Origin of the sequence: Pseudomonas sp. ATCC PTA-122608, from assembly GCF_001952855.1 — a bacterium.
Taxonomy (GTDB): Bacteria; Pseudomonadota; Gammaproteobacteria; order Pseudomonadales; family Pseudomonadaceae; genus Aquipseudomonas.
Genome location: NZ_LPNO01000035.1, coordinates 175,434 through 196,735, shown reverse-complemented (window position 1 = coordinate 196,735; position 21,302 = coordinate 175,434). Strand labels below are relative to the sequence as shown.

At 59.1% G+C, this 21,302-nt stretch carries 18 protein-coding genes and 1 pseudogene; 4 read left to right on the top strand and 15 right to left on the bottom strand.

The genetic code is table 11. From position 1 onward, the window contains the following. Positions 1 to 32 precede the first annotated feature (32 nt). From AU074_RS24035 to AU074_RS23990, 10 genes are all read right to left on the bottom strand, one after another. Positions 33 to 455 carry a hypothetical protein gene (locus AU074_RS24035; protein ID WP_076016820.1) on the bottom strand — a complete coding sequence of 141 codons (423 nt, stop codon included), beginning with the start codon at positions 453 to 455 and terminating at the stop codon, positions 33 to 35. 22 nt (positions 456 to 477) lie between these two features. After that, complete coding sequence (locus AU074_RS24030) at positions 478 to 1,692, bottom strand: EAL domain-containing protein (protein WP_076016819.1); 1,215 nt, start codon at positions 1,690 to 1,692, stop codon at positions 478 to 480. Between the two features lie 158 nt (positions 1,693 to 1,850). After that, positions 1,851 to 4,022 (bottom strand): ATP-binding protein, encoded by a 2,172-nt coding sequence (locus tag AU074_RS24025; protein WP_076016818.1) that lies wholly within the window; start codon positions 4,020 to 4,022, stop codon positions 1,851 to 1,853. Further along, positions 4,022 to 4,648: a response regulator transcription factor gene (locus tag AU074_RS24020; protein ID WP_076016817.1), complete on the bottom strand. Its 627-nt coding sequence runs from the start codon at positions 4,646 to 4,648 to the stop codon at positions 4,022 to 4,024. The genes AU074_RS24025 and AU074_RS24020 overlap by 1 nt, the downstream gene beginning before the upstream one ends. A 152-nt stretch (positions 4,649 to 4,800) precedes the next feature. Next, positions 4,801 to 5,973 (bottom strand): EAL domain-containing protein, encoded by a 1,173-nt coding sequence (locus AU074_RS24015; protein WP_076016816.1) that lies wholly within the window; start codon positions 5,971 to 5,973, stop codon positions 4,801 to 4,803. Between the two features lie 42 nt (positions 5,974 to 6,015). Continuing rightward, positions 6,016 to 7,086: a fimbrial protein gene (locus AU074_RS24010; protein WP_076016815.1), complete on the bottom strand. Its 1,071-nt coding sequence runs from the start codon at positions 7,084 to 7,086 to the stop codon at positions 6,016 to 6,018. A gap of 4 nt (positions 7,087 to 7,090) precedes the next feature. Further along, positions 7,091 to 9,610 carry a fimbria/pilus outer membrane usher protein gene (locus AU074_RS24005; protein WP_076016814.1) on the bottom strand — a complete coding sequence of 840 codons (2,520 nt, stop codon included), beginning with the start codon at positions 9,608 to 9,610 and terminating at the stop codon, positions 7,091 to 7,093. A gap of 90 nt (positions 9,611 to 9,700) precedes the next feature. Further along, on the bottom strand, positions 9,701 to 10,390 hold the full coding sequence (locus AU074_RS24000; RefSeq protein WP_076016813.1) for a molecular chaperone: 690 nt from the start codon (positions 10,388 to 10,390) through the stop codon (positions 9,701 to 9,703). A gap of 60 nt (positions 10,391 to 10,450) precedes the next feature. Beyond that, on the bottom strand, positions 10,451 to 10,987 hold the full coding sequence (locus tag AU074_RS23995; RefSeq protein WP_256576953.1) for a fimbrial protein: 537 nt from the start codon (positions 10,985 to 10,987) through the stop codon (positions 10,451 to 10,453). 285 nt (positions 10,988 to 11,272) lie between these two features. Beyond that, positions 11,273 to 11,632 (bottom strand): MarR family winged helix-turn-helix transcriptional regulator, encoded by a 360-nt coding sequence (locus AU074_RS23990; RefSeq protein ID WP_256576952.1) that lies wholly within the window; start codon positions 11,630 to 11,632, stop codon positions 11,273 to 11,275. A gap of 29 nt (positions 11,633 to 11,661) precedes the next feature. Between AU074_RS23990 and AU074_RS23985 the strand changes: the two genes are divergently transcribed. After that, a complete protein-coding gene (locus tag AU074_RS23985; RefSeq protein ID WP_256576951.1) occupies positions 11,662 to 12,414 on the top strand; it encodes an SDR family oxidoreductase in 753 nt (250 codons plus the stop codon). A gap of 14 nt (positions 12,415 to 12,428) precedes the next feature. Here AU074_RS23985 and AU074_RS23980 read toward each other — a convergent pair whose 3' ends face one another. Beyond that, positions 12,429 to 12,683 carry a hypothetical protein gene (locus AU074_RS23980; RefSeq protein ID WP_076016811.1) on the bottom strand — a complete coding sequence of 85 codons (255 nt, stop codon included), beginning with the start codon at positions 12,681 to 12,683 and terminating at the stop codon, positions 12,429 to 12,431. A gap of 86 nt (positions 12,684 to 12,769) precedes the next feature. Further along, positions 12,770 to 13,075, bottom strand: coding sequence for a putative quinol monooxygenase (locus AU074_RS23975; RefSeq protein WP_076016810.1), 306 nt, complete (start codon positions 13,073 to 13,075; stop codon positions 12,770 to 12,772). Between the two features lie 149 nt (positions 13,076 to 13,224). On the opposite strand from AU074_RS23975, the gene AU074_RS23970 reads away from it, so the two are divergent. Further along, the gene (locus tag AU074_RS23970) at positions 13,225 to 14,940 is read left to right on the top strand and encodes an amidase (RefSeq protein ID WP_076016809.1); all 1,716 of its coding nucleotides are present in this window, start codon (positions 13,225 to 13,227) and stop codon (positions 14,938 to 14,940) included. On the opposite strand, the gene AU074_RS23965 is transcribed toward AU074_RS23970, so the two are convergent. The 3 genes and pseudogenes from AU074_RS23965 to AU074_RS23955 all read right to left on the bottom strand — a co-directional run bounded on the left by AU074_RS23965 (position 14,931) and on the right by AU074_RS23955 (position 18,762). After that, positions 14,931 to 15,206, bottom strand: coding sequence for a hypothetical protein (locus AU074_RS23965; RefSeq protein ID WP_076016808.1), 276 nt, complete (start codon positions 15,204 to 15,206; stop codon positions 14,931 to 14,933). The two genes, AU074_RS23970 and AU074_RS23965, sit on opposite strands and share 10 nt — an antisense overlap. A 139-nt stretch (positions 15,207 to 15,345) precedes the next feature. Further along, positions 15,346 to 17,496, bottom strand: a pseudogene (locus AU074_RS23960) (phosphocholine-specific phospholipase C). A 54-nt stretch (positions 17,497 to 17,550) separates the two neighbouring features. Next, positions 17,551 to 18,762 carry a DNA-binding transcriptional regulator gene (locus AU074_RS23955; RefSeq protein WP_076016807.1) on the bottom strand — a complete coding sequence of 404 codons (1,212 nt, stop codon included), beginning with the start codon at positions 18,760 to 18,762 and terminating at the stop codon, positions 17,551 to 17,553. A 153-nt stretch (positions 18,763 to 18,915) separates the two neighbouring features. Here AU074_RS23955 and xylA point away from each other — a divergent pair, with 153 nt between their 5' ends. Together xylA and xylF are read left to right on the top strand one after the other, a co-directional pair. Continuing rightward, positions 18,916 to 20,232 (top strand): xylose isomerase, encoded by a 1,317-nt coding sequence (xylA, locus tag AU074_RS23950; protein WP_076016806.1) that lies wholly within the window; start codon positions 18,916 to 18,918, stop codon positions 20,230 to 20,232. A 57-nt stretch (positions 20,233 to 20,289) separates the two neighbouring features. Next, entirely contained in the window at positions 20,290 to 21,291 is a 1,002-nt protein-coding gene (xylF, locus tag AU074_RS23945) for a D-xylose ABC transporter substrate-binding protein (RefSeq protein ID WP_076016805.1), read from the top strand. Positions 21,292 to 21,302 lie beyond the last annotated feature (11 nt).

Below are 21,302 nucleotides of genomic sequence, written 5' to 3'. Positions count from 1 at the left end.
AAATTTTTATGAAGCGAACAACCAGACGAAAGTTAAGTTGTCGCCGGCAGGGAATTATAAAAGTCACTTCCTGCAGGTACTTCGAGCCTGTTCATGACCTGCGCCAGGACAGGCTGATCCGGAACCCCAGAAGCAAAAAAACGAGATGACGGAAATATCGCCTGGGTACCCGAAAAAACATGAAGTTCGGTACTTTTATAAATAAGCGAATGCCTGATACATGAATATTCACGCAGGAGGTTTTCGAGCCTTATTCCCGCCACGCTCAGGACATCTTCATTAATAACCAGAAGATCAAATACATCGACAGCGTTGTCCATCAGCGCTATCAACTCGTGCAGGGAAGAAACCGGAACAACTCTGTAATACCCCAAATGGCCGAGGTTCTTTTCAATACTCAAGCGACGGGAGTGATCGGTGTCGACCAGCACAATGCGCAATCGTGGGTTTATCATGGAGGCGCCCTGCCTTGGGATGTTAAATATTGCTGCGTGACGCCAGCTTCATTTCCAGCCACAGCAGCACACGTCGCGCACTCATGGGCCGCGCGCACAGATACCCTTGGGCGTGGATGCACCCCAATTTGATCAGGCTCAGGCGCTGACTCTCGCTCTCGACGCCCTCTACCACCACCTGCATGTTCAGCGCCTCGCCCAGCGCCAGGGTGCTGCTGATCACCGCACGGTTGCGGGAACTGGTTTCAAGGTCACGGGTGAAACCGGCATCGAGTTTGATTTCGGTGAACGGCAATTGGCACAGACGCTCCAGGGAGGAGTAGCCCACACCGAAGTCATCAATGGACAACCCCGCGCCCATCATGCGCAGGCGAATTAAGCTTTCGAGCACCCCGGGCGAAACTTCCAGCAAGCCACTCTCGGTGATTTCAAAGGTCAGGCGCGATGCCGGAATGGCGTAGCGCTCAAGCATCTCGCACAGGCGAGGCAGCAAGGAACCGTGACCAAACTGTTCAGACTCAAGGTTGAAGGCCAGCGACAGCACATGCCCTTGCACCTGTGCGTCATGCAGGAACGCCAACCCTTGCTCCAACTGGGCGAAGAACAACTCGTCCATCAACTCAAAGCGGCTTAACAGTGGCAAAAAATCGGCCGGGTATAACAATCCGTACTCTGGGTGCTCCCAGCGCGTCAGTACTTCAAAGCTGGCGACTTCACCGGTGATCAGGTTGAACTTCGGCTGAAAGAACGCCTTGACCTCATGACTGGCAATGGCCTGTTCCAGGCACGCTTTGCTCGACAGCAGATAACTGCCGCCATCGGATGGTTGGCGCTTATGCACGCCTGCGGTTTCCAGGTATCGGCTAAGCATCGGCGCAATTGCGCCGGCACGTACCGGGGAGTCGACATACCCCAGCACCTTGATGCCGAACAGGCCGACCATTCGGTCGATGGCGTCATGCAGGTCCGCTGCATGCACACTGCAAATGATGATGGATTTGATCCAATTGGCACGACTGAGCACCTCGATGGTGGTCAGCCCCTGCGTACACCCCTCCTTCAAGGAGCACAGCGCAATGTCGACCGGGCCTGTGCGGTCAAGCAACTCCAACGCTGCGCCCACGTCGGCGACAGCCATCACGCCGTCACACCCCGCCTCCCGGAAAACCTGAGTGGCAACAAGCCGTTTGAAGGGGTGCTCCTCGATGACCAGAACGCGAATCGGTAGAAAGGACATGGCAATCACACATGAAATGGGTATGTGCGAATTATTGCGACACACACCGCCCATGTATTTAGGAACACTCCTAGTCTGAATTGGAAAATTCCATCAGTCCTTGGGAAATTTCCTGCAGCACGCGGAAATTTCCTCAGCACACGCATCACGGGCACCGGTCAGCCTAATTCCTTGAGTTCCGTACTCAATGTCGCCATCGCTTCGGTGAGCGCTGTTACAGCGACCTTCAGTTGAACAGGCTCATCAATCAGACAGGCCGCTTCAAGCCGGGTGCAGTGGATAATCACGTTTTGCCCACCCACAATCCGCCCACCGCCCTTAACCCGGTGAGCCAGTTCGGCAAGGCTCTTGAGGTCGCCTTCCGTGTAACACTCCACCAGGCGCTCCAGGTCGGTATCCAGGCTGTCCGCCAAGTCCTTCACCAGCGTACTGATAGCGTTCTCGTCACCTCTTGCCAGCTGTTGCAAGGTGGTGAGGTCCATCGTGCGGGCTTGACCGATCATCGCCGCCTGGCTATCACCCGATAGGCTGGGTTCAGCCAGCGCGAGTCGCTCACTCAGGTCGCGCAAGCTGATCGGCTTGAACAGGCAATCGTCCATTCCGGCATCCAGGCAGCGTTCTTTCTCTCCCGGAAGTGCATTGGCCGTCAGTCCGATAATCAAGCAACTGGACACCTTTAGACGTGCTTCTTCGGCTCGAATAGCGCCGGCCAGATCGTAGCCGTTCATAATCGGCATATGGCAGTCCGAGATCACCACGTCAAAGCCCCCCTTGCGCCAAGCCCTCAGCCCATGGGCACCGTCTTCGGAGTCGCTGACGTCGTGCCCCAGGTAGGTCAGTTGCTGAGACAACAACACCCGGTTGGCCGGGTAATCATCGACCACCAACACACGCAAGCGCTTGGCGGGGAGCACCGGTTCCACGAGCGGCCTCGTTGCCTGCGTGATGGGTTCCAGCACCGGCAGCCTGAGGGCCACTGACACATCGGTGCCGCAACCCAGGCTGCTGGTCAGCGACAATTGCCCGTTCATCATCTCGCACAACGTACGGGTAATGGTCAGGCCCAGGCCCGAACCGGTACGCATCGAGTCAGCCGGGCTGCCGACCTGGCTGAAGGGGCTGAACAGTCGTGCCTGGTCGTCTTGGGAGATGCCGATTCCGGTGTCCATTACGTTGAAAATCAGGTCCAGTTCCTTGCCGTCCGCGACAGCGACACAACGCAAGGAAAAGCGGACTTCACCCCTGACAGTGAACTTGATCGCATTGCTCAACAGGTTGGAAATTATCTGCTTGAGGCGCAACGAATCAACCCACACATCGCAATCGGCCCGAGGGTCGAGTTCGACTCTCAAATCCAGCAGCTTTTGCTGAGCCACACCGTCGAAGATACGTGCGACAGACCGCGACAAGTCCAGCAGGTTCGCCCTGCCTGGCGTCAAGCTCAGTTGCCCGGACTCAATACGTACGATATCCAGAATGTCGCCGATCAAGTCCACCAGGCCGTTGGCCGCACTGGATGCCACATCGAGCGAAACCCGGTCGACAATCCCCTGCTCGGCTCGTTTGGACGCCATTTCAAGCATGCCCAGCACGGCGTTCATGGGGGTACGGATTTCGTGGCTCATGGTCGCGAGGAACGTAGTCTTGGCCTTATTGGCGTCCTCAGCTTCCTTTTGCGAGGCTTTGAGCTGGTCCACCAGTTGCTGGCGATCACTGACATCAATCCAGCCCGCCATCACCCCGATTGCATTCCCTCGCTGATCGAAACAGGGAAATATCCAATGAAAAATAGCCACGGTTTTGCCAAAGGGCGCCACCAGGATGCCGCCGCCAATTTCAGGCAAGCGATTACGCATCACTTTGAGATAAAACTCGTGATATTGCCGGGCCTCCTCCGGGGCCATGAAGGTGCCTTCAGTTATCGTCTTGCCGAGCAGGTGCTCAAGGTCGGTGGACAGGAACTCCAGGTAACTGTCATTGCAGGCGACCAGACGCCCGGCAGCGTCTCTCACGAAAACAGGCTGCGGCGTCTGGTCGAGCATCGCCCGCATTGACGCCACTTGCGCTGCCAGCGCTCGCCCACCGTCACGCCTGCCGCGTCGCCATAGCACTATCGCGCCCTGCCAGCAGGCAATCGACACCACGCTTGTGAGCGCCACCGCCCAATAAAACGTCGCGTTGGTCCCCGTGTGTACTTTCAGGTCAAAGTCAAATTCGTCGTGGCTGGTCACCGCCGGCTTATCCGGGGCCACCGTCACGCTTTCGGCCCGCACGCCCAAGGGCAAACCGGCCAACAGCACTGCAGCCAGGAAAACGCTGAGGATTCTCATCAGATAATACTGTTGCGTTTGGCCACTTCCGCCAGGGACACAACCGAGGTGACTTGAAAGCGCTCCAACAGACGGGTTTTATAGGTGCTGATGGTCTTGTTGCTGAGCAGCATCACATCACCGATTTCCTTGTTACTGCGGCCCTGGGACAGGTGTTTTAAAATCACCAACTCGCGGTCCGACAGGCTGTCGATCACCCGGTTTTCATTCATTTCGTTATCGCTGCGCCGCACCGAGCCGATGTTCAGATTGGGGAAGTGGGTATAGCCGGACATCAGGACTTTGACGGCGCGGTGCATATCGTCCAGGTCATCGATTTTCGAGATGAATCCCGCCGCACCGGCCACCATGCAACGTTTGAGGTAAAGCGCAGGCTCCAGCGACGTCAGCACCAGAATTCGCGCCCCTATGTTGAGGTCGACAATACGCCGTATGGCCTCAAGGCCATCAAGCTTGGGCATCGAGATATCCAGTACAACTAGATCTGGCTGTAATTGGCGCGCCTGCTGCACCGCATCTGCGCCATCGCCAGCTTCGACGATCAGTTCAAAATTCTCGTGCTGCAATACCATTTTCACGGTTGCACGAACGACGGGATGATCATCCACGACCAACGCTTTGCGCATAACTACCTCACTCATCCAGATTGCCAGGGCGACAACGTCGAAGCGGGTGGAACTGTAAGCGACCGCAATACTGCAAGAAGCTTAGTTCAGCCCGATAACGCCTCTTATAATTTTTTACTTGGTTGCAGGTTCTGTCACATTCTTCAGACAGGTCACTCGACCCACTCTTTGAGTCGTCTCGCGCTCATGGGTTTGGCCAAATGAAAGCCCTGCGCAAAGATGCCTCCCATGGCTACCACCGTGTCCTGAATCGTCTGGTTGCTGACGCCTTCAACCACCAGGCTCATCTCCATCGCCTTAGCCAGCGCAATGGTGCTGGCCAGCATCGCCCTGCTGCTCTGGTCCGACAGATCCTGGACCACCGAAGCATCCAGTTTGAGCTGGTTAAACGGCAGTTGGCATAATAGGGTCAACGAGGAAAACCCCACGCCAAAATCGTCGATGGCCAAGCCGCAGCCCATGCGCTGTAAACGCAACAGGCTGCTCATGCTCGCCAGGCTCATGTCCAGCAGGCCGTTTTCCGAAACCTCAAACAGCACTGCGCTACCGGGTAGCTGGCGCTCAAGCAACGCGGTGGCGACAAAGTTGGGTAAATCAAATCCGGCCAACTGCGACGCGTGCAGGTTGAACGCGACTTCCAACTGCAAGCCTCGCAGGCGTAGGGACTCCAGCAGATCAAGCCCCTGGGCAAACACTTGCTTGAACATCTCGTCGATCAAGTCGTATGCCAGCACTGCGGAAAGAAAATCCCTTGGCAGCAATAACCCACGACTGGGGTGCTCCCACCGCACCAATGCCTCGACACCACAAAGCGCATGGCTGGCCAAGTTGAACTTGGGCTGGAACCAGGCCTTGAATTGCCCGGATGCCAGCCCCTGTTTGACCTCAGGCTCGGAGGGTAACTTGAGCGTCGTGTGGGGCAGCGACCGCAATAAGCTTTTGCGCCGGGTGTAGTTGCGCAAAATCAGTTCCAGATCCTGGGCAGGAGTGTCGCGTCCAATCACACCGATCAGGCTGATTCTGGAAAAAAGGTTGATACGCTCGACGGCCCTGTGCAGCTGCGGCTCCAGTTGCGACCACAACACCACGGCACTGACCAACCCGGCCTTGGCCGCCAGCAGCAGAAAGTCGAAATACTCCAGCTTCTCGCTGTTGAGTTCACACACGACGATGTCCACGCCTTCGGCGTGTTGCAGAACTTGCATGGCCTTGTCACACCGACTGGCCTGGTAGATCGCCCGCACCCCAAGGGTGCTAAGCGACTCTACTGTTTGCTTGCGTCGCGACAGCTGATCATCAAGTACCAACACCCGCAAAGACATCATCAGACATGCTCCCGACAAACCGAACCAACCATAAAAAACCTGTTATTTAAACGTCACATCCACGGTGGCGGATGCGTTGAAGGGGCCGACCTTTGGCGTGGTGCTGAGCCATTTGAGGCCAGCCATGAATCGGTTTTGCACCACGGTGCCGTTGACCAGGCCCAGATTGACGACCTGGTTCATGACGATCGGTGTGTTCGGTGGCGCGGCCTTGGACAGCACGATGCCAAAGCCACTGTCACTGGTCGGCATCAGGGTGGTGCCGTCGCGCACGGGAAACGTCGTACTAAACGTCGCCTGCATGGTGGTGCCGGCGCAGGCCTGGCCGTTGTCGGCGCCGCTCATGTCAACGTTGACCGAGAACGGCAGCTGTTTTTCGACTTTACCCACCGCCGCGTTTTTCTGTGAAATTGATCCAAAGTTCACCGTTGAACCGCTGGTTCCCGCGACACTGATCGTGGGTTTGCAGGAGATAAACGAGATATTGTTCAAGCCCGATATCAGCCCACCAAAGTTGCCGGGGGGTACGGCATTCAGTTCCTTGTCACCGCCCACTTTGAACAGCAGATAAGTGCCACTGTTGGTGATCTTGCCGCTGGCAGGCGGTGGCAAGCCTGTCGCCTTCACGTACACCTGAAACGTAACGTCCAGATTGCTGCCGATGTACACATTGCGCCTGAGAAAGTTCTGGTTCGTTTCACCAGGACTGCAGAACGGCGTACACGTTAAGGCCGGTCCTATGCGCAAGCCATAGCCGTTGTAGAGCGGGTAATCGATATTCATGTATGTGATGCCCACTTCAAGCGACTTGTCCAGGCCCGGGATGACTTTATCCGGGTCCCAGTAGAAGTTGGCGTTATCGCCGTAGATGTTCACTTTCAGACCTGATTCGCTGCTATCACAACGCAGTTGCCTGTAAGTAGCTGTTGTTGAGCGCCAGATCACCGTGCCCGCCTTGACGGTGGCCGGCACCTTGATCGGTGCACCGATGGAAATGACCGGCGCATTCGAGCCTGTGACCGCCGTGCACTGCATGGAAAAGCTGTAGGGCGCCCAGCTCATCAAGAGCAACGCAAACAACAGGCCAAGGGTTTTATTGAAGGTGAAAGTCATCGCATCAAGCCTCTGGCACGCGGTCGCAGATCAGTGAAACGGTGTCGTAACCCTGGGTGGGTTGCACCGGATTGCCGTTGTAAACAGGGACCAACAGCGCGCAGCTGTCTCGTGCCTCGCTGCCCCACTTCACCAGCAGGCGATCGCCATCGGCGACACCGGAAACGAATATTTCACCTTGGGTGCCCACCACGCCATTGGCCCTGCCATCGCGCCCAAATACGTTGGCACCGATGGGCGGAACCGAGCCGTCGGGACGCTGGCTGAGTACCAGTAGATTACGCCCGCGATGGGTCTCGAATTTGACGCGCACGATGGCGCCTTGAGTGGGCACGACGTCCCGTGCTGGCATGGGAATCTCCAGCCCGCTGCCGATGTCTTCAGTACGCAGGGCCACACGGTTTTGCCGGTAGGGCATCGCCGAGGTCATGACCGCAAAACCTGCGTCGTCAATCGCCGCACCCGCCTGGTTATCCAGGCGAACACCCTTGGCGTCTTTGGCCTCGACCAGCACCAGCGTGTTGTTCAGCGGCTGCGTGAGGGTGACGCCGCCTTCATGCACCACCAGGCCGCCGGCAACGCCGAGCGATGTCTGTCGGTACTGATTGCTGTAGGTGTGGTTGAAGTCGATATTGCCCTTACTGCCCTGGTAGCCCAGGTTGACCGAGCTGCTGGCGCCTGCCTGTTCGCTCTGGCTGGCCTGGACGCCATAGTTCAAACGACTGTCGTCCAGCAAGGTGCCATTGACGCCGGTGCTGTAGGTGCTGCCCGCCCGCTGACTGTGGCTCACGCTGGAAGTCGAGTTGATATAACGCGAGCCTGCGCCCAGCGGAACCGAGACAGTGACGTTCAGGCTGCGATCGCCGTAGCCCATGTTGCTGCGGGTATCCTGGGCAAAGACCCCATAGCTGACGTCCTTGTAAGCACTGTTGAAACCCACCTGCAAAGTGCGGTCACGCCCGGTCGTCCCCCAGTAACTCTGATTACTGACATTGAGGTACAGGCTCGATACCGCCCCAAGGCGCTGGTTGACCGACAGATCCAGGCGCTGGCGTTTGTTGTTGAACGTGCCGGAGTAATAGCTGCGGCGCCGTGCCTCGGTCCACTCGGGCACACCTCGATAGTCTTCACTGTCGTCCAGGTAATCGTGCCGGTACAGGCCGCTCTCCCAGCGATCGCGTTCCGCGACGGCATCTGCAAAATCGTAGTAGCCAGACGTGGAATACCGATAACCCGCGAGGCGGAACTCGGTGCCCAAGGTGTTCAAAGATTTGGAGTAGAGAAAACGCACACTTTGGCCACGCTTGTTATCGCCAGCGGCCAGGTCGGTGTCGGAGAGGGACAGATCGAGCGATAGCGCGCCCCAAGTGCCAAGGTTCTTGCCAAGCCCGACGACACCCGCACGATAGTTCTCGGCCACCAGCACGCCGCCATAGGGTGTGATGTCTTTCGTCATCCCACGGGACAGGCCAGCCTGAACAAAGTTGGGCTGATAATGACTACGCCCGTCGCGGTAGCGCCCCGCCGTCAGTTGGTAATCGCTGATGCCGTCGCGCAACATGTTGGGGACCGCCGAAAACGGCACGGTGAACTGCGTTTTTGAACCATCGGCCTCGATCACGGTGACCTGCAAATCGCCACTGAGAGTGCCTGGGTATACGTCGCTCAAGGCAAACGGGCCGGCCGGTACCTGGGTGGTGTAGACGGTGTAGCCGTTCTGGCGGATTTCGACACGGGCATTGCTTGACGCCACGCCCCGAATAACCGGCGCATAGCCTCGCAGGCTTTCCGGCAACATCTCGCTGCTGCTGGAGAGTTGCACACCGTTGAACGAAATACTGTCAAAAATTGAGTTGCCTGTGCTGCTCTGGCCAATCAATAGGCGGCTGCGCCAGGACACGATATCGGTCTCGGCCCACGTGGCAATATTTCGCCATTGGGTGCCGGTTTCGTCCTGCCTATCGGCTGTCGAATCGTTGCGTAAGCGCCACGCCCCTAGGTTGAGGCCACTGTTGATGCTGGCAAAATAGTAATCGGCCTCGGAGCGTACGGACTTGCTGTTGTAACTACTTTGCGAGCCATTGAGGCTGTAGTTGAGATAGCCCGCCGTAATGCCCTGATCGTAAAGCTTTGTCGAGACCGAACCTTGGGGACGAGACACCAAATGAATCTGCGGTACATCCAGGTCGAGGCGATGAATGCCGGCATCAATGCCAAGCTTCACATCCCTCAGCACGGCCAACAGGTCATAACAGCCCGCAACCTCAGGCACAGTTGGCAGTTGCACGCCATATTCACGGTAGTCATTCATCGTCAAACACGGCACTACGGCCGAGTCTTTCAAGCGTCGCTCAAATGTCAGGTCACGCTGATCAATAGGCTGGCCGTTCAAATAGATATCGAACAGGTAAGTACCCGGAAGAATATCGTCGCCCGCGGCCAACATATTAACCAGTTCAGCGGCATCATCACCGCGGATGAAAGAGGCGTTGTATTGTTCTTGTGCAGCGCCACTGTTGCACACTAATAGGCAAACAAAAGACAAATTCGCATGACGCCAAGCCACACTTAAGCGCGTTGAGATAAACACCACGACAACTACCTCATGACAGACTTAACGATCGAGCCTGATGTCTTTGATTTCAGTGTGGCCGCCATAATCATTAATAAAGCTGAACGACAGTTCATTGGCGATCCGGCAGGTCGGTGGCAACGTGATTCGCAGGCTGTCCTCGGGCTTTACCATTTCACCATTGAGCGAGCAGGCTTTTTGGCCGTTCCCGGCGAAGTTCAGGATGCCCAGCGTGATGTGCGCCGGCCCGGCGTTGGTCACCACCATGTCGTCACCGCTGCGCTGCCATTTAAGGGCTTGCGCCTGCTTTTTTAGGTCGATTTGCAGCGCCGCCGGGCGATAGAACAGCTTGATCCGCGTACGTATGGCGACCTGCAATACGTTCTCAAGCTTGGGGGCTGGCGGTATTTCCTGAACATTGATCCAGAACAGTGATTCTTTATTTTGCGGCAAGCCCTGCCCGGAATAGATAAACCGCAGGACCGCCTCCTTATTGGATGCCAACTTCAAAATTGGCGGCGTCACCACAATCGGCAACCCTTTGGGAGTTTGCGTGGCGTCACCGGTATCCAGCCACGACTGCACCATATAGGTGTCTTCACTGTCATTGGTCAGCGACAACGAAGTAGACTGATTGCCGCCGTTATAGATAACCCGCGTCGCGCCCACTTGAATACCGGCAAAAGCACTCATCGAGAACATGAGCAGAGAACAACATACTGCAACTTTCATAGGAACTACTCATGCTAACGATGAGACTTTCACGGCTCACCAATACCCACAACCAAAGAGTTACTTGTATTGAATGGTAAACGTGGCATTGGAGTTGGCCTGCCCCGCTGTTACCGCATCCTGATAGGACTTGTAACGTGCGCGCAGATTGAACACAGCAGTGCCCGGGCTGGCACCTGTGGCCGCTACGGTGACACTGGCAGGTGCGACGACATCCTGAGTGATCGGCACTATGGCGCTGTTGTTGTCGAGAATCTCCACACCAACACCCGTGGCACCACCGGTTACGGCCAGCAGGTTAGGGTTACCCGTGGGCGTATTACCGTCAAAGCGCAGCGTGTAATCACCTGCTTCGCATTTTTCCAGGCTGATGCTGAATGCTTTAGCGCCACTGGTAGCGCCGGACTTGGGAAAGGCGCTTGTTGGGTACTTGCCCAGTACAACCGTTTTGGTTTGATCAGCGGAAACAACCGCGCAGGTCGACTGAACGATCTCACCGGTGAAACTGACGGTTCCGTTTGCAGCGCTTGCAGTTTGAAGCGAGCTGAACGCCATCAATCCAGCGAATGGCAACATCACTTTGGTTAAACTTTTCAAGGTAGGGCTCCACTTTCTCTAGGAACAACATCTCTCTTCAGCAAGTCGTTGTGCGTGTATGCGTCAACAACTTGTAGAAGCTTTGTTTGCCTGGAGAATGCTAAACACCACCTAACCTGTGGCCCACGGAACACTTCCTACGTTAGCTTCGGAAATTTCCTTATCGATCTATCGAAAATGGAAGGGCGCCAAGAAATGACACCCTGCTTCCGCGCATCAGGTGGAGGGGAGCGAAGGTTCAAATAACGTACAAAAAGGGGGACACGTTGCGCTGCAGAGCACGCCTCACGCGTCAACCTTCATAGCGTTGTAGTCCGCCAAAAACGCTTCGGAGGCCACATGGTCTGCCATGCCGCGCAACTGCGCCGCCGAATCATGCCCCAGCACCTCCTCCACCCGGTTGTTGGCAGACGCCCAGAACACCAGCGCCTCATTGAACAGCGCTTCGCCCTTGGGCGTGAGCACACAGCGTTTGGTGCGCTTGTCCAACGCGTCCGGACGTAGCTCGACAATCCCGTCGCGTACCAGCGGCTTCATGGCATGGGTCAGCGCCGACATCAGGATCGCCAGGCGTCCGGCCAGTTCCTGCAACGTCGGCCCCCCATGTTCATCGACCGCCGCCAGCCGGGTGATTTCACCCAGCAAGCCGACCTGTGTGGCCTTCAGGCCAATCGGTGCCAGTGCTTCGTCATTATGCCGACCGATTGGCCGCTCGCGGCTACGATTTGATCCTGGTCGCCCGTCGCGAAGACCGCCTCAAAGCCCTGGCGGCGAAGATCACTCAAGCCCACGGGCGGCAGGTCCAGACCCTCGGTGCCGACCTGGTTAACCCCGCCGACCTCGCCCGTGTCGAAAGCCTGCTCGCCAACAACCCGGCAATCCACGTGCTAGTGAATAACGCTGGCCTGGCGCGCCTGCACCCGCTGGCTCAATCCTCGGTCGAGGACTCCATGACCCAGATCGCCTTGAACATCACCGCCCTCACCCGCCTGACCCACGCGGCGTTGCCGGGCATGCTCGTGCGCAATGAAGGTGTGATCATCAACGTGGCGTCGGTGTTGGCCGTGCACTCGCTGCCTGTCAGCTCCGTGTACAGCGGCACCAAGAGCTATGTCCTGGCGTTCAGCCGTGGCTTGCAATCGGAACTGGCGGAAACCGGGGTGAAGGTGCAGATCGTGTTGCCGGGGTCTACCGCTACCGAGATCTGGGACGAGTCGGGCATTCCGCTTTCCGCCCTGCAACAAGAGTCGATCATGACCACCGAACATCTGGTGGACGCGGCGTTGGCCGGGCTTGACCAGGGTGAGACGATCACCTGGCCGTCGGTGGCCGATGGTTCGTTGTGGGATACCTATGACGCGGCGCGGGGTGCGTTGTTTGCGGCAACGCAGACGGGTAAGCCGGCACCTCGGTACGAGATTGTCTGAGGCGCCCGTTGGTTTTATTGAATACCGATGGAAAACCGCCGCACAGTCTGCTCCTCACGGGGCAGGCTGATGTCGCCTTCGTAGGTGCACTCGCGGCCGGTGCAGCTGTTTTCCACGGTCACCGGCGCAACGCTTTTGACCGGGAAGCGCGGCTTGGGCTCAGCCTGGGGCGTTAGAGGTACGGCGCTGAGGACCGGCGCCTCGTAGGTCAGGTCCAGGTTGGACGCCTGGGCCGGGGTGGCCAGAACGGCGAGCAGTGCGCTCGCCATGACAGTCCTTGTAAACAACATCGAGATCTTTCCGGGCAGCAAAAAATGAAGGGCCGATGATAAACCCTGGAGCCGCCGGATTGAAGTCAGGGCGTCTGGACGGCGGGTTCCAGCACCAGTACGTTGGCGGGGTCCGCACGGAATGTCGGGTTGTGCTTGGCGGCTTCCAGCATGTGAGGGGCCGCGTGGTGATCCTTGAGCGCCGCCTTTGAAGCCCACGTCTCGATCAACACAAAACTGTCGCTGTTGCCGTCAACCGGGTGCAGGTCGTACTGGATGCAACCCGCTTCGGCCCGCACCAGCGGCGCCAGTCCGGCAAAGGCGGCCAACTGGTCCGCACCCCGCCCAGGCTGGGTATTGATGATGACGACAAGCCGCACTTCATCGGACATAAACCGCACCGTTATCGATAAGGAAATTGAAGGGCCACAGTAAGGGATGCCATTCTCTGGCGCTATGAAAAATCTATCAGTAAGCTACTTTGACTGAATGGCTTGAGTCAGCACTCAACCCCTCCCCTTTTCTGACCGGCGATAACCACGTGATCGAAGTAACCGAAGTTTCCATTGCCCAGCTGCGCGCTGCGCTAGAGTCCGGCCAGACCACGGCGGTTGAACTGGTAGAGGCCTACCTCGCCAGAATCGACGCCTTCGATGCCCCAAACACCGCCACCGCCCTCAACGCCGTGGTGGTGCGCAATCCTCAAGCGCTGGAGGAAGCCCGCGCGTCCGATGCACGCCGGGCCAGCGGTAAAATCCTCGGCCCGCTCGACGGCATTCCCTATACAGCCAAGGACAGCTACCTGGTCAAGGGCCTCACGGCCGCCTCCGGCAGCCCGGCTTTTGCCAACCTGACCGCGTATCGCGATGCGTTCACCATTGAGCGGCTACGGGCCACCGGCGCCATTTGCCTGGGCAAGACCAATATGCCGCCCATGGCCAATGGCGGCATGCAGCGCGGTGTATATGGCCGGGCCGAAAGCCCGTACAACGCCGACTACCTGACCGCACCGTTCGCTTCGGGCTCCTCCAACGGTGCCGGCACGGCCACTGCGGCCAGCTTCGCGGCATTTGGCCTGGCGGAAGAAACCTGGTCCAGCGGACGCGGCCCGGCCTCCAACAATGGCCTGTGTGCGTATACCCCGTCCCGTGGCGTGATCTCGGTACGCGGCAACTGGCCGCTGACCCCGACCATGGACGTGGTCGTGCCCTACGCCCGGACCATGGCCGACCTGCTTGAAGTGCTCGACGTGGTAGTGGCGGAAGACCCCGACACACGCGGCGACCTGTGGCGGATGCAACCCTGGGTGCCGATCCCCAGCGTCGCTTCGGTTCGCCCCGAATCCTATGGCGCCCTGGCCGCGACCGGCGATGCGCTCGCCGGCAAACGCTTCGGCGTGCCACGCATGTACATCAATGCCGACCCCGAAGCCGGCACCAGCGACGACCCGGGAATCGGTGGCCCCACCGGCCAGCGCATCAACACCCGCGCCTCGGTCATTGACTTGTGGGAAGCCGCGCGCAAGGCGCTCGAAGCAGCCGGTGCAGAAGTGATCGAGGTGGATTTCCCGCTCGTTTCCAATTGCGAAGGCGATCGCCCGGGCGCACCGACAGTGTTTACCCGAGGCCTGGTGTCGAAGGAATTTCTGCACGATGAATTGTGGGAACTGTCCGCCTGGGCGTTCGATGATTTTCTGCGTGCCAACAATGACCCTGCATTGAACCGCCTGGCCGATGTCGACGGCCCGAAAATTTTCCCCCACGACCCCGGCACCCTGCCCAACCGCGAAGACGACCTGGCCGCCGGCATGGACGAGTACGTGCGCATGGCCGAGCGCGGCATCACGCCGTGGGACAAGATCAGCACCGTGCCCGACGGCCTGCGTGGCCTGGAACAGACACGGCGCATCGACCTTGAAGACTGGATGGATAAGTTGGGGTTGGACGCGGTGATTTTTCCGACCGTCGCCGACGTAGGCCCGGCGGATGCGGATGTGAATCCCGCGTCGGCGGATATCGCGTGGAGCAACGGTGTGTGGGTGGCCAACGGCAACCTCGCCATCCGCCACCTGGGCGTACCGACAGTGACGGTGCCGATGGGCGTTATGGCGGACATTGGCATGCCGGTGGGGCTGACCTTTGCCGGTCGGGCTTATGATGATTCGGCGTTGCTGCAATTGGCGTCGGCGTATGAGTCGACAGGGAGCAAGCGCCGGGTGCCGCCGCGTACGCCGATGTTGGTGGCTCGTCAGGCCTGATCGGTTTCGCTGCTGATGTTGCGCATCAACCGATCGGCTTCCGACCCGGGTTCAAAGCGAAAGCCGCTCATCTCATCGAGGAGCAGGCAATCGCTGATCGCCTCCCACAGTTGCTCTTGGGTTGGCTTGTTGCGCAGCAGAATGTACGAGAGCAAAAGTCGCTCAATGGGAACGCCTCGATTGGAGGCGGTTTCAATGATTGCCAGCAGGATAAAGCGCAGTCGAACTTCCCGCTCCGTGGGCCATACCGTTTTTCGCTTACCCAATGCCGGGCCTCAGTTTCAGGAAAAACGTGAGGCTATTGCCGAGGGCGGTGTTGTTTCAAGCACTGCATGGGGAGAAAGCCCTGCTCCTACGGAAAACAGGGAAAGGGCTTACGAAATCCCCCCAGCGATCAACAGCCTTTTACACCCGCTTACCCATCAACGGATCACTGATACTGTGCGCTCCCGTCTCGATGCGCCCCGCCACTCGCCGCACCCAACCATGCTCGTCACGCAGCTTGAAGTCATACCACCCCCCATTCGGCTGGCATGAGAACGTGCGTTGCACTGTACTGCCGCCCGCAATCTCCAGCAGCCAGGGCCCCTGCTTGGTGTAAGGGCAGCGCTCGATGGTCACCGAGGCAGCACGCTTGCCGGGGTTGACCAGGGTCAGCAGCAAGGTGTCGCCGTGATACGCCAGGGATAACTCGGGTTCGCGACGCTGTAGGTGCCCTTTGAACGAGCGGTGGAAGCCATTCGGCCCCAACAGCCAAAGCTTGTAGGCACCCGCGACTTGCCAGGTGTCGCTGAGGTGTTTGCCGGCCTCTACCGTGTAGCGGCGTGGTACCTCGTCCAGGTGCAGGCGGTCGTAGACGTGGAACACCACGCCTTGTTCGCCATTGTTGAAGAAGTCGAGGCTCACAGAGCTGGCGCGACGGTCAACCGAGCCCTCGACGTTCAACTGGTACGGCAGCGCTCGGGAGGGCCGGGCCATTCGCGCCTGGAACGGCGCCTGTTGCTGGCCCACCGTTGGCAGGGCGACCTGGGGCAGTTGCTCCTGGCGTTGGCGCAGGGAGTCGGCGGCCTGGCGGCTGATGGTGTGCAGCGGCGGCAGGGTCTCGGTGTTGGGGTTGACGAAGTTGAAGGCTGAGGTGAGGTCGCCGCACACGGCGCGGCGCCAGGCGCTGATATTGGGCTCGCGTACGTGGAAACGCTTCTCCAGGAATTGCAGCACGGAGGTGTGATCAAACGCCTGGGAGTTGACCCAGCCACCACGGCTCCACGGTGACAGCACCAGCATCGGCACTCGCGGGCCGGGTCCGTACACGCCGCCGTCGGGTGCGGGTTGCTGAGTCGTGCCGGGGGGTGCCGGGTGGGTGAAAATTTCGCTGTCGAACTTCACTGTGGACTTGCCTGCAAAGCTGCCGTCCAGGCGTTTGGATGGAGCCGATGGCGACGGCACATGGTCGAAGAATCCATCGTTTTCATCGTAGTTGACCAGCAACACGGTCTTGCTCCAAACGTCCGGATTAGCGGTCAACGCCTTGAGGATTTCCTGGGTGAACCAGCCACCCTGCACCGGGCTGGAAGGCCCGGGATGTTCGGAGTAATTGGCCGGGGCCACCAGCCAGCTGACCTGAGGCAGGCGCCCGTCGTTCACGTCCTTGCGAAAGCCCTGGATGATCGCCTCGAGGTCGCTGCCGCTGACGGCCGGGAGCGTGTTGCCGTTGCCTTTGTAAAGCGGCACGCGGGCATTAAGTTGGTCGCTGTAAGGCACAAAGTCTTTGAAGTCCTTCGGTGGCACCGCGGGGTTGCCGGCCGCGACACTGGCCGCGCGAAACTGACGAAATCCGGCCAAGGGGTTGTCGCCAAAGTTATCCGGCAAGTACTGATAAATCTTTCAGCTCACGCCCGCCTCTTCCAGGCGCTCAGGATAGGTTTTCCAGGTGTAGCCCACGCTCACGGCACCGGGGCCGTCCCATTCGTTGACCACCGCCGCCACGTTCGCGCCAGTCGGGCCGTTGGTGCCGGTCCAGTGGAACAGGCGATTGGGATTGGTGCCGGCGTGCACCGAACAATGGTAGGCATCGCACAAGGTAAAGGTGTTGGCCAGGGCGAACTGGAACGGCACTTCCGGCTCGCGGTAGTAGCCCATCGAGGTGGGCGTCTTGTACGTCGGCCAGGCATTCATCCGGCCACTGCCCCACGCGGCATGCTCATCGCTCCAGGAATGGGGCGTGCCGTCGACCCGCTGCGCGTTGCCACGGGAACTGTCCAGGTGATAGGGCAAAATCCGCCGCCCGACACCCTGCTGCTCCCACACCCGGTGCCCGCCCGGCAGCGGAATGGTGAAGCGGTCACTGAACCCGCGCACGCCGGGCAAGGTGCCGAAGTAATGATCGAATGAGCGGTTTTCCTGCATCAGGATCACCACATGTTCGACGTCCATGATCGTGCCGGTACGGTTGTTGGCGGGGATCGCCAGGGCCTGGCGAATGGAGTCGGGCAACAGGGTGTAGGCGGATCCGATGGCAGCTGCCTGCAGCAGCTTTCTGCGTGTAAGAGTCGGCATAAGACGATTCAATCCCTTGAGGTTCTGGAGCAAGGCTCAGGACAAAATAGGGACTCAAGGCGACAAAGAAATGACATCGTTCGAATCGCGTTCAACCTGCCCCACCTGATACTCCCTCGGCGTACACCCGAACTCACGCTTGAACACCGTGTGCAGGTACTGCGCCGATTTGAACCCGCAGTCGTAGGCAATATCAGCAATGCCGGCCCCGGTATTTTCCAGGCTCGCAACCGCCGCCGCGAGCTTGAAGCGCAGGATTTCGTCGTGGACGCTGCGATTCAGTTCGCTGCGAAAATGCGCTTCCAGGGACGAACGCGACACCCCGACGTAGTTGGCGACCTGGGCGGTCTTGATGCCCTGGCAGGCGTACTGGCGAATGAAGTGCAGCGCCTGCATCACGTAGGGATGGCCGAGGGGTTGGTGCAGGCTTGAGGTCTGCACGTTGACCGCTTCCGGCGGCACCAGGATCTGGCTGCCCGCCGACGGCATGCCATGCAACATCTGGTGCAGCAAGCGTGCGGCGGTGCGGCCCATTTTTTCGGTGCCCTGGATCACCGAACTCAGCGGCACGCGAGTCAGGGTGCGGGTCAGCGGGTCGTTGTCGATGCCGATCAGTGCCACTTGCTCCGGCACCGGGATGCCGGCGGTGAGGCACGCTTGCAGCAACTGCCGGGCACGGGCGTCGCTGACCGCGATGATGCCGATGGGCTTGGGCAGGCTGTGCAACCAGGCGATCTGCTGCTCCACCGCCGAATCCCACAGCGGTGCGCTGGTGCCCAGCCCGCGATACACCTCCACGGGCAGGCCATCGCGCTCCAGCAGGCGGCGAAAGGCTTTTTCGCGCTCCTGGGCCCAGCGGTTGATATCAGCTTGCGGCAGGCTGAAACAGGCGAAGCGCGTCAGCCCGGCTTCGATCAGGTGTTCATAGGCCAGCTTGATCAGGGCGAAATTGTCGGTGGCCACGTACGGAATATGCCGTGGGTAAGCCCGCTCATCTTCATAAGACCCGCCCACCGCCACCACCGGCACATGCACACCCGCCAGCGCGGGGCCCATCGCCGGGTCGTCGAAGTCGGCGATGATCCCGTCGCCATGCCAGCGCTCGATGCCCTTGAGCCGGCAGACGAAATCCTCTTCCAGAAACAGATCCCACGACACCCGCGTACTGCTCAGGTAGTTGCCGATCCCGGTGATGATGCCGCGATCGTAGATCTTGTTGCCGTTGAACAGCAGGGCAATCCGGTGCACAGGCGGGACGGTTTTCACAGGGACGGCTCCAGGGGAGGTGTCAATCAACTATGCGCCCAAAGCTACTCAAAATCGAACCCCGCTCTGGTGATTTTCATAATCGGTTGGCCGGGGGCCGTTGCTAGTATCGAGGCAAGGTTAACGTGCACTCATAACAACAAGGATCTGGCGATGCCCTACTTTCCTGCTGTCGAAAAAATCCTCTATGAAGGCCCCAATAGCGACTCTCCCCTGGCCTTCCGGCACTACGATGCAAACAAGCTGATCCTCGGCAAACCGATGCGCGAGCACCTGCGGATGGCCGCATGTTATTGGCACAACTTCGTCTGGCCCGGCAGTGACATGTTCGGCTCCGGCACCTTTCAGCGGCCCTGGCAGCAACCGGGGGAAGCCATGCAGGTGGCGCGCGGCAAAGCCGATGCGGCGTTTGAGTTTTTCTCCAAGCTGGGCATCGACTACTACAGTTTCCACGACACCGACGTTGCCCCTGAAGGCACCAGCCTGGCGGAGTATCGCAACCACTTCGCGCAGATGGTCGATGAACTCGAACGCCATCAGGAAGAGACTGGCATCCAGCTGTTGTGGGGCACGGCCAACTGCTTCAGCAATCCGCGCTTTGCCGCCGGTGCCGCGAGCAATCCCAACCCCGAGGTGTTTGCCTATGCGGCGGCTCAGGTGTTCAGCGCGATGAACGCCACTCACCGCCTCAAGGGTTCCAGCTATGTGCTGTGGGGCGGCCGCGAAGGCTACGAGACCCTGCTCAATACCGACCTCAAGCGCGAGCGCGAACAACTCGGGCGCTTCATGCGCATGGTGGTCGAGCATAAATACAAGATCGGCTTCACCGGCGAGCTGTTTATCGAGCCCAAGCCACAGGAGCCCACCAAGCACCAATACGACTACGACAGCGCCACCGTGTTTGGCTTCCTGCATCAGTTCGGGCTGGAGAAAGAGATCAAGGTCAACATCGAGGCCAACCACGCCACCCTCGCCGGCCACAGTTTTCATCATGAAATCGCCACCGCCGCGTCCCTGGGGATTTTCGGCAGCATCGACGCCAACCGCGGCGACCCACAGAACGGCTGGGACACCGACCAGTTTCCCAACAGTGTCGAGGAGTTGACCCTGGTCACCTACGAGGTGCTCAAGGCCGGTGGTTTCAAAGGTGGCGGCTACAACTTCGACTCTAAAGTGCGCCGCCAAAGCCTGGATGAAGTGGACCTGTTCCATGGCCACGTGGCCGCGATGGACGTGCTGGCGTTGTCCCTGGAACGCGCAGCCGCCATGGTCCAGAACGATGCCCTCGAGCAGTTCAAGGCCCAGCGTTATGCTGGTTGGGACCAATCGTTCGGGCGTGCCGTACTCGGCGGTGACTTCAGCCTGGAATCGCTGGCCGAGCATGCCTTTAGCCATGAACTCAACCCAAAAGCCGTCAGTGGCCGCCAGGAAATGCTCGAAGGCGTGGTCAATCGCTTTATCTATCCATGACCGCTACGCTCCAGGTCCAGAAGTGCGTCTAAACAACAATAAAAGGGACTCACCATCATGAAACACCTGAAAACCGTCTTATTCACCAGCGTTCTGGCACTGCTTTCCAACTCGGTCATGGCCGACGCGGCCCATCCGAAAATCGGCTTTTCCATCGACGACCTGCGCCTTGAGCGCTGGGCGCGCGACCGTGATTACTTCACCGCCGCGGCCGAGCAGCTGGGCGCCAAGGTCTATGTGCAATCGGCGGACGCCAACGAACAGCGGCAGATTTCGCAGATTGAAAACCTGATCTCCCGCGGCGTCGATGTGATTGTGATCGTGCCGTTCAATGCCACGGTGCTGAACAACGTGGTGGCCGAGGCCAAGAAAGCCGGGGTGAAAGTGCTGTCCTATGACCGGCTGATTTTGAATGCCGATATCGATGCCTACATCTCCTTCGATAACGAAAAGGTCGGCGAGATGCAGGCCCAGGGCGTGTTGAACGCGCAGCCTAAAGGCAATTACTTCCTGCTGGGCGGTGCGCCTACCGACAACAACGCGAAGATCCTGCGCCAGGGCCAGATGAAGGTGCTGCAGCCTTCGATCGACAAGGGCGACATCAAGATTGTCGGCCAGCAATGGGTCAAGGAATGGAACCCCACCGAAGCCCTGAGCATTGTCGAAAACGCCCTGACCGCCAACAGCAATAAAATCGACGGCATCGTCGCCTCCAACGACGCCACCGCCGGCGGCGCGATCCAGGCCCTGGCGGCACAAAAACTCGCGGGCAAGGTACCGGTCTCCGGCCAGGACGCCGACCTCGCCGCGATCAAGCGTGTGATCGCCGGCACCCAGACCATGACCGTCTACAAGCCCCTGAAGCTGCTGGCGACAGAGGCGGCCAAGCTGTCGGTGCAACTGGTGCGTGACGAGAAACCGGCCTACAACTCGCAGTACGACAACGGCAGCAAACAGGTGTCGAGCATCCTGCTCAAGCCGACCGCATTGACCAAAGACAACGTGAACGTGCTGGAAGAAGACGGGTTCTACACCAAAGCGCAAATCGCCGGGCAGTAAGCGTACGGCTC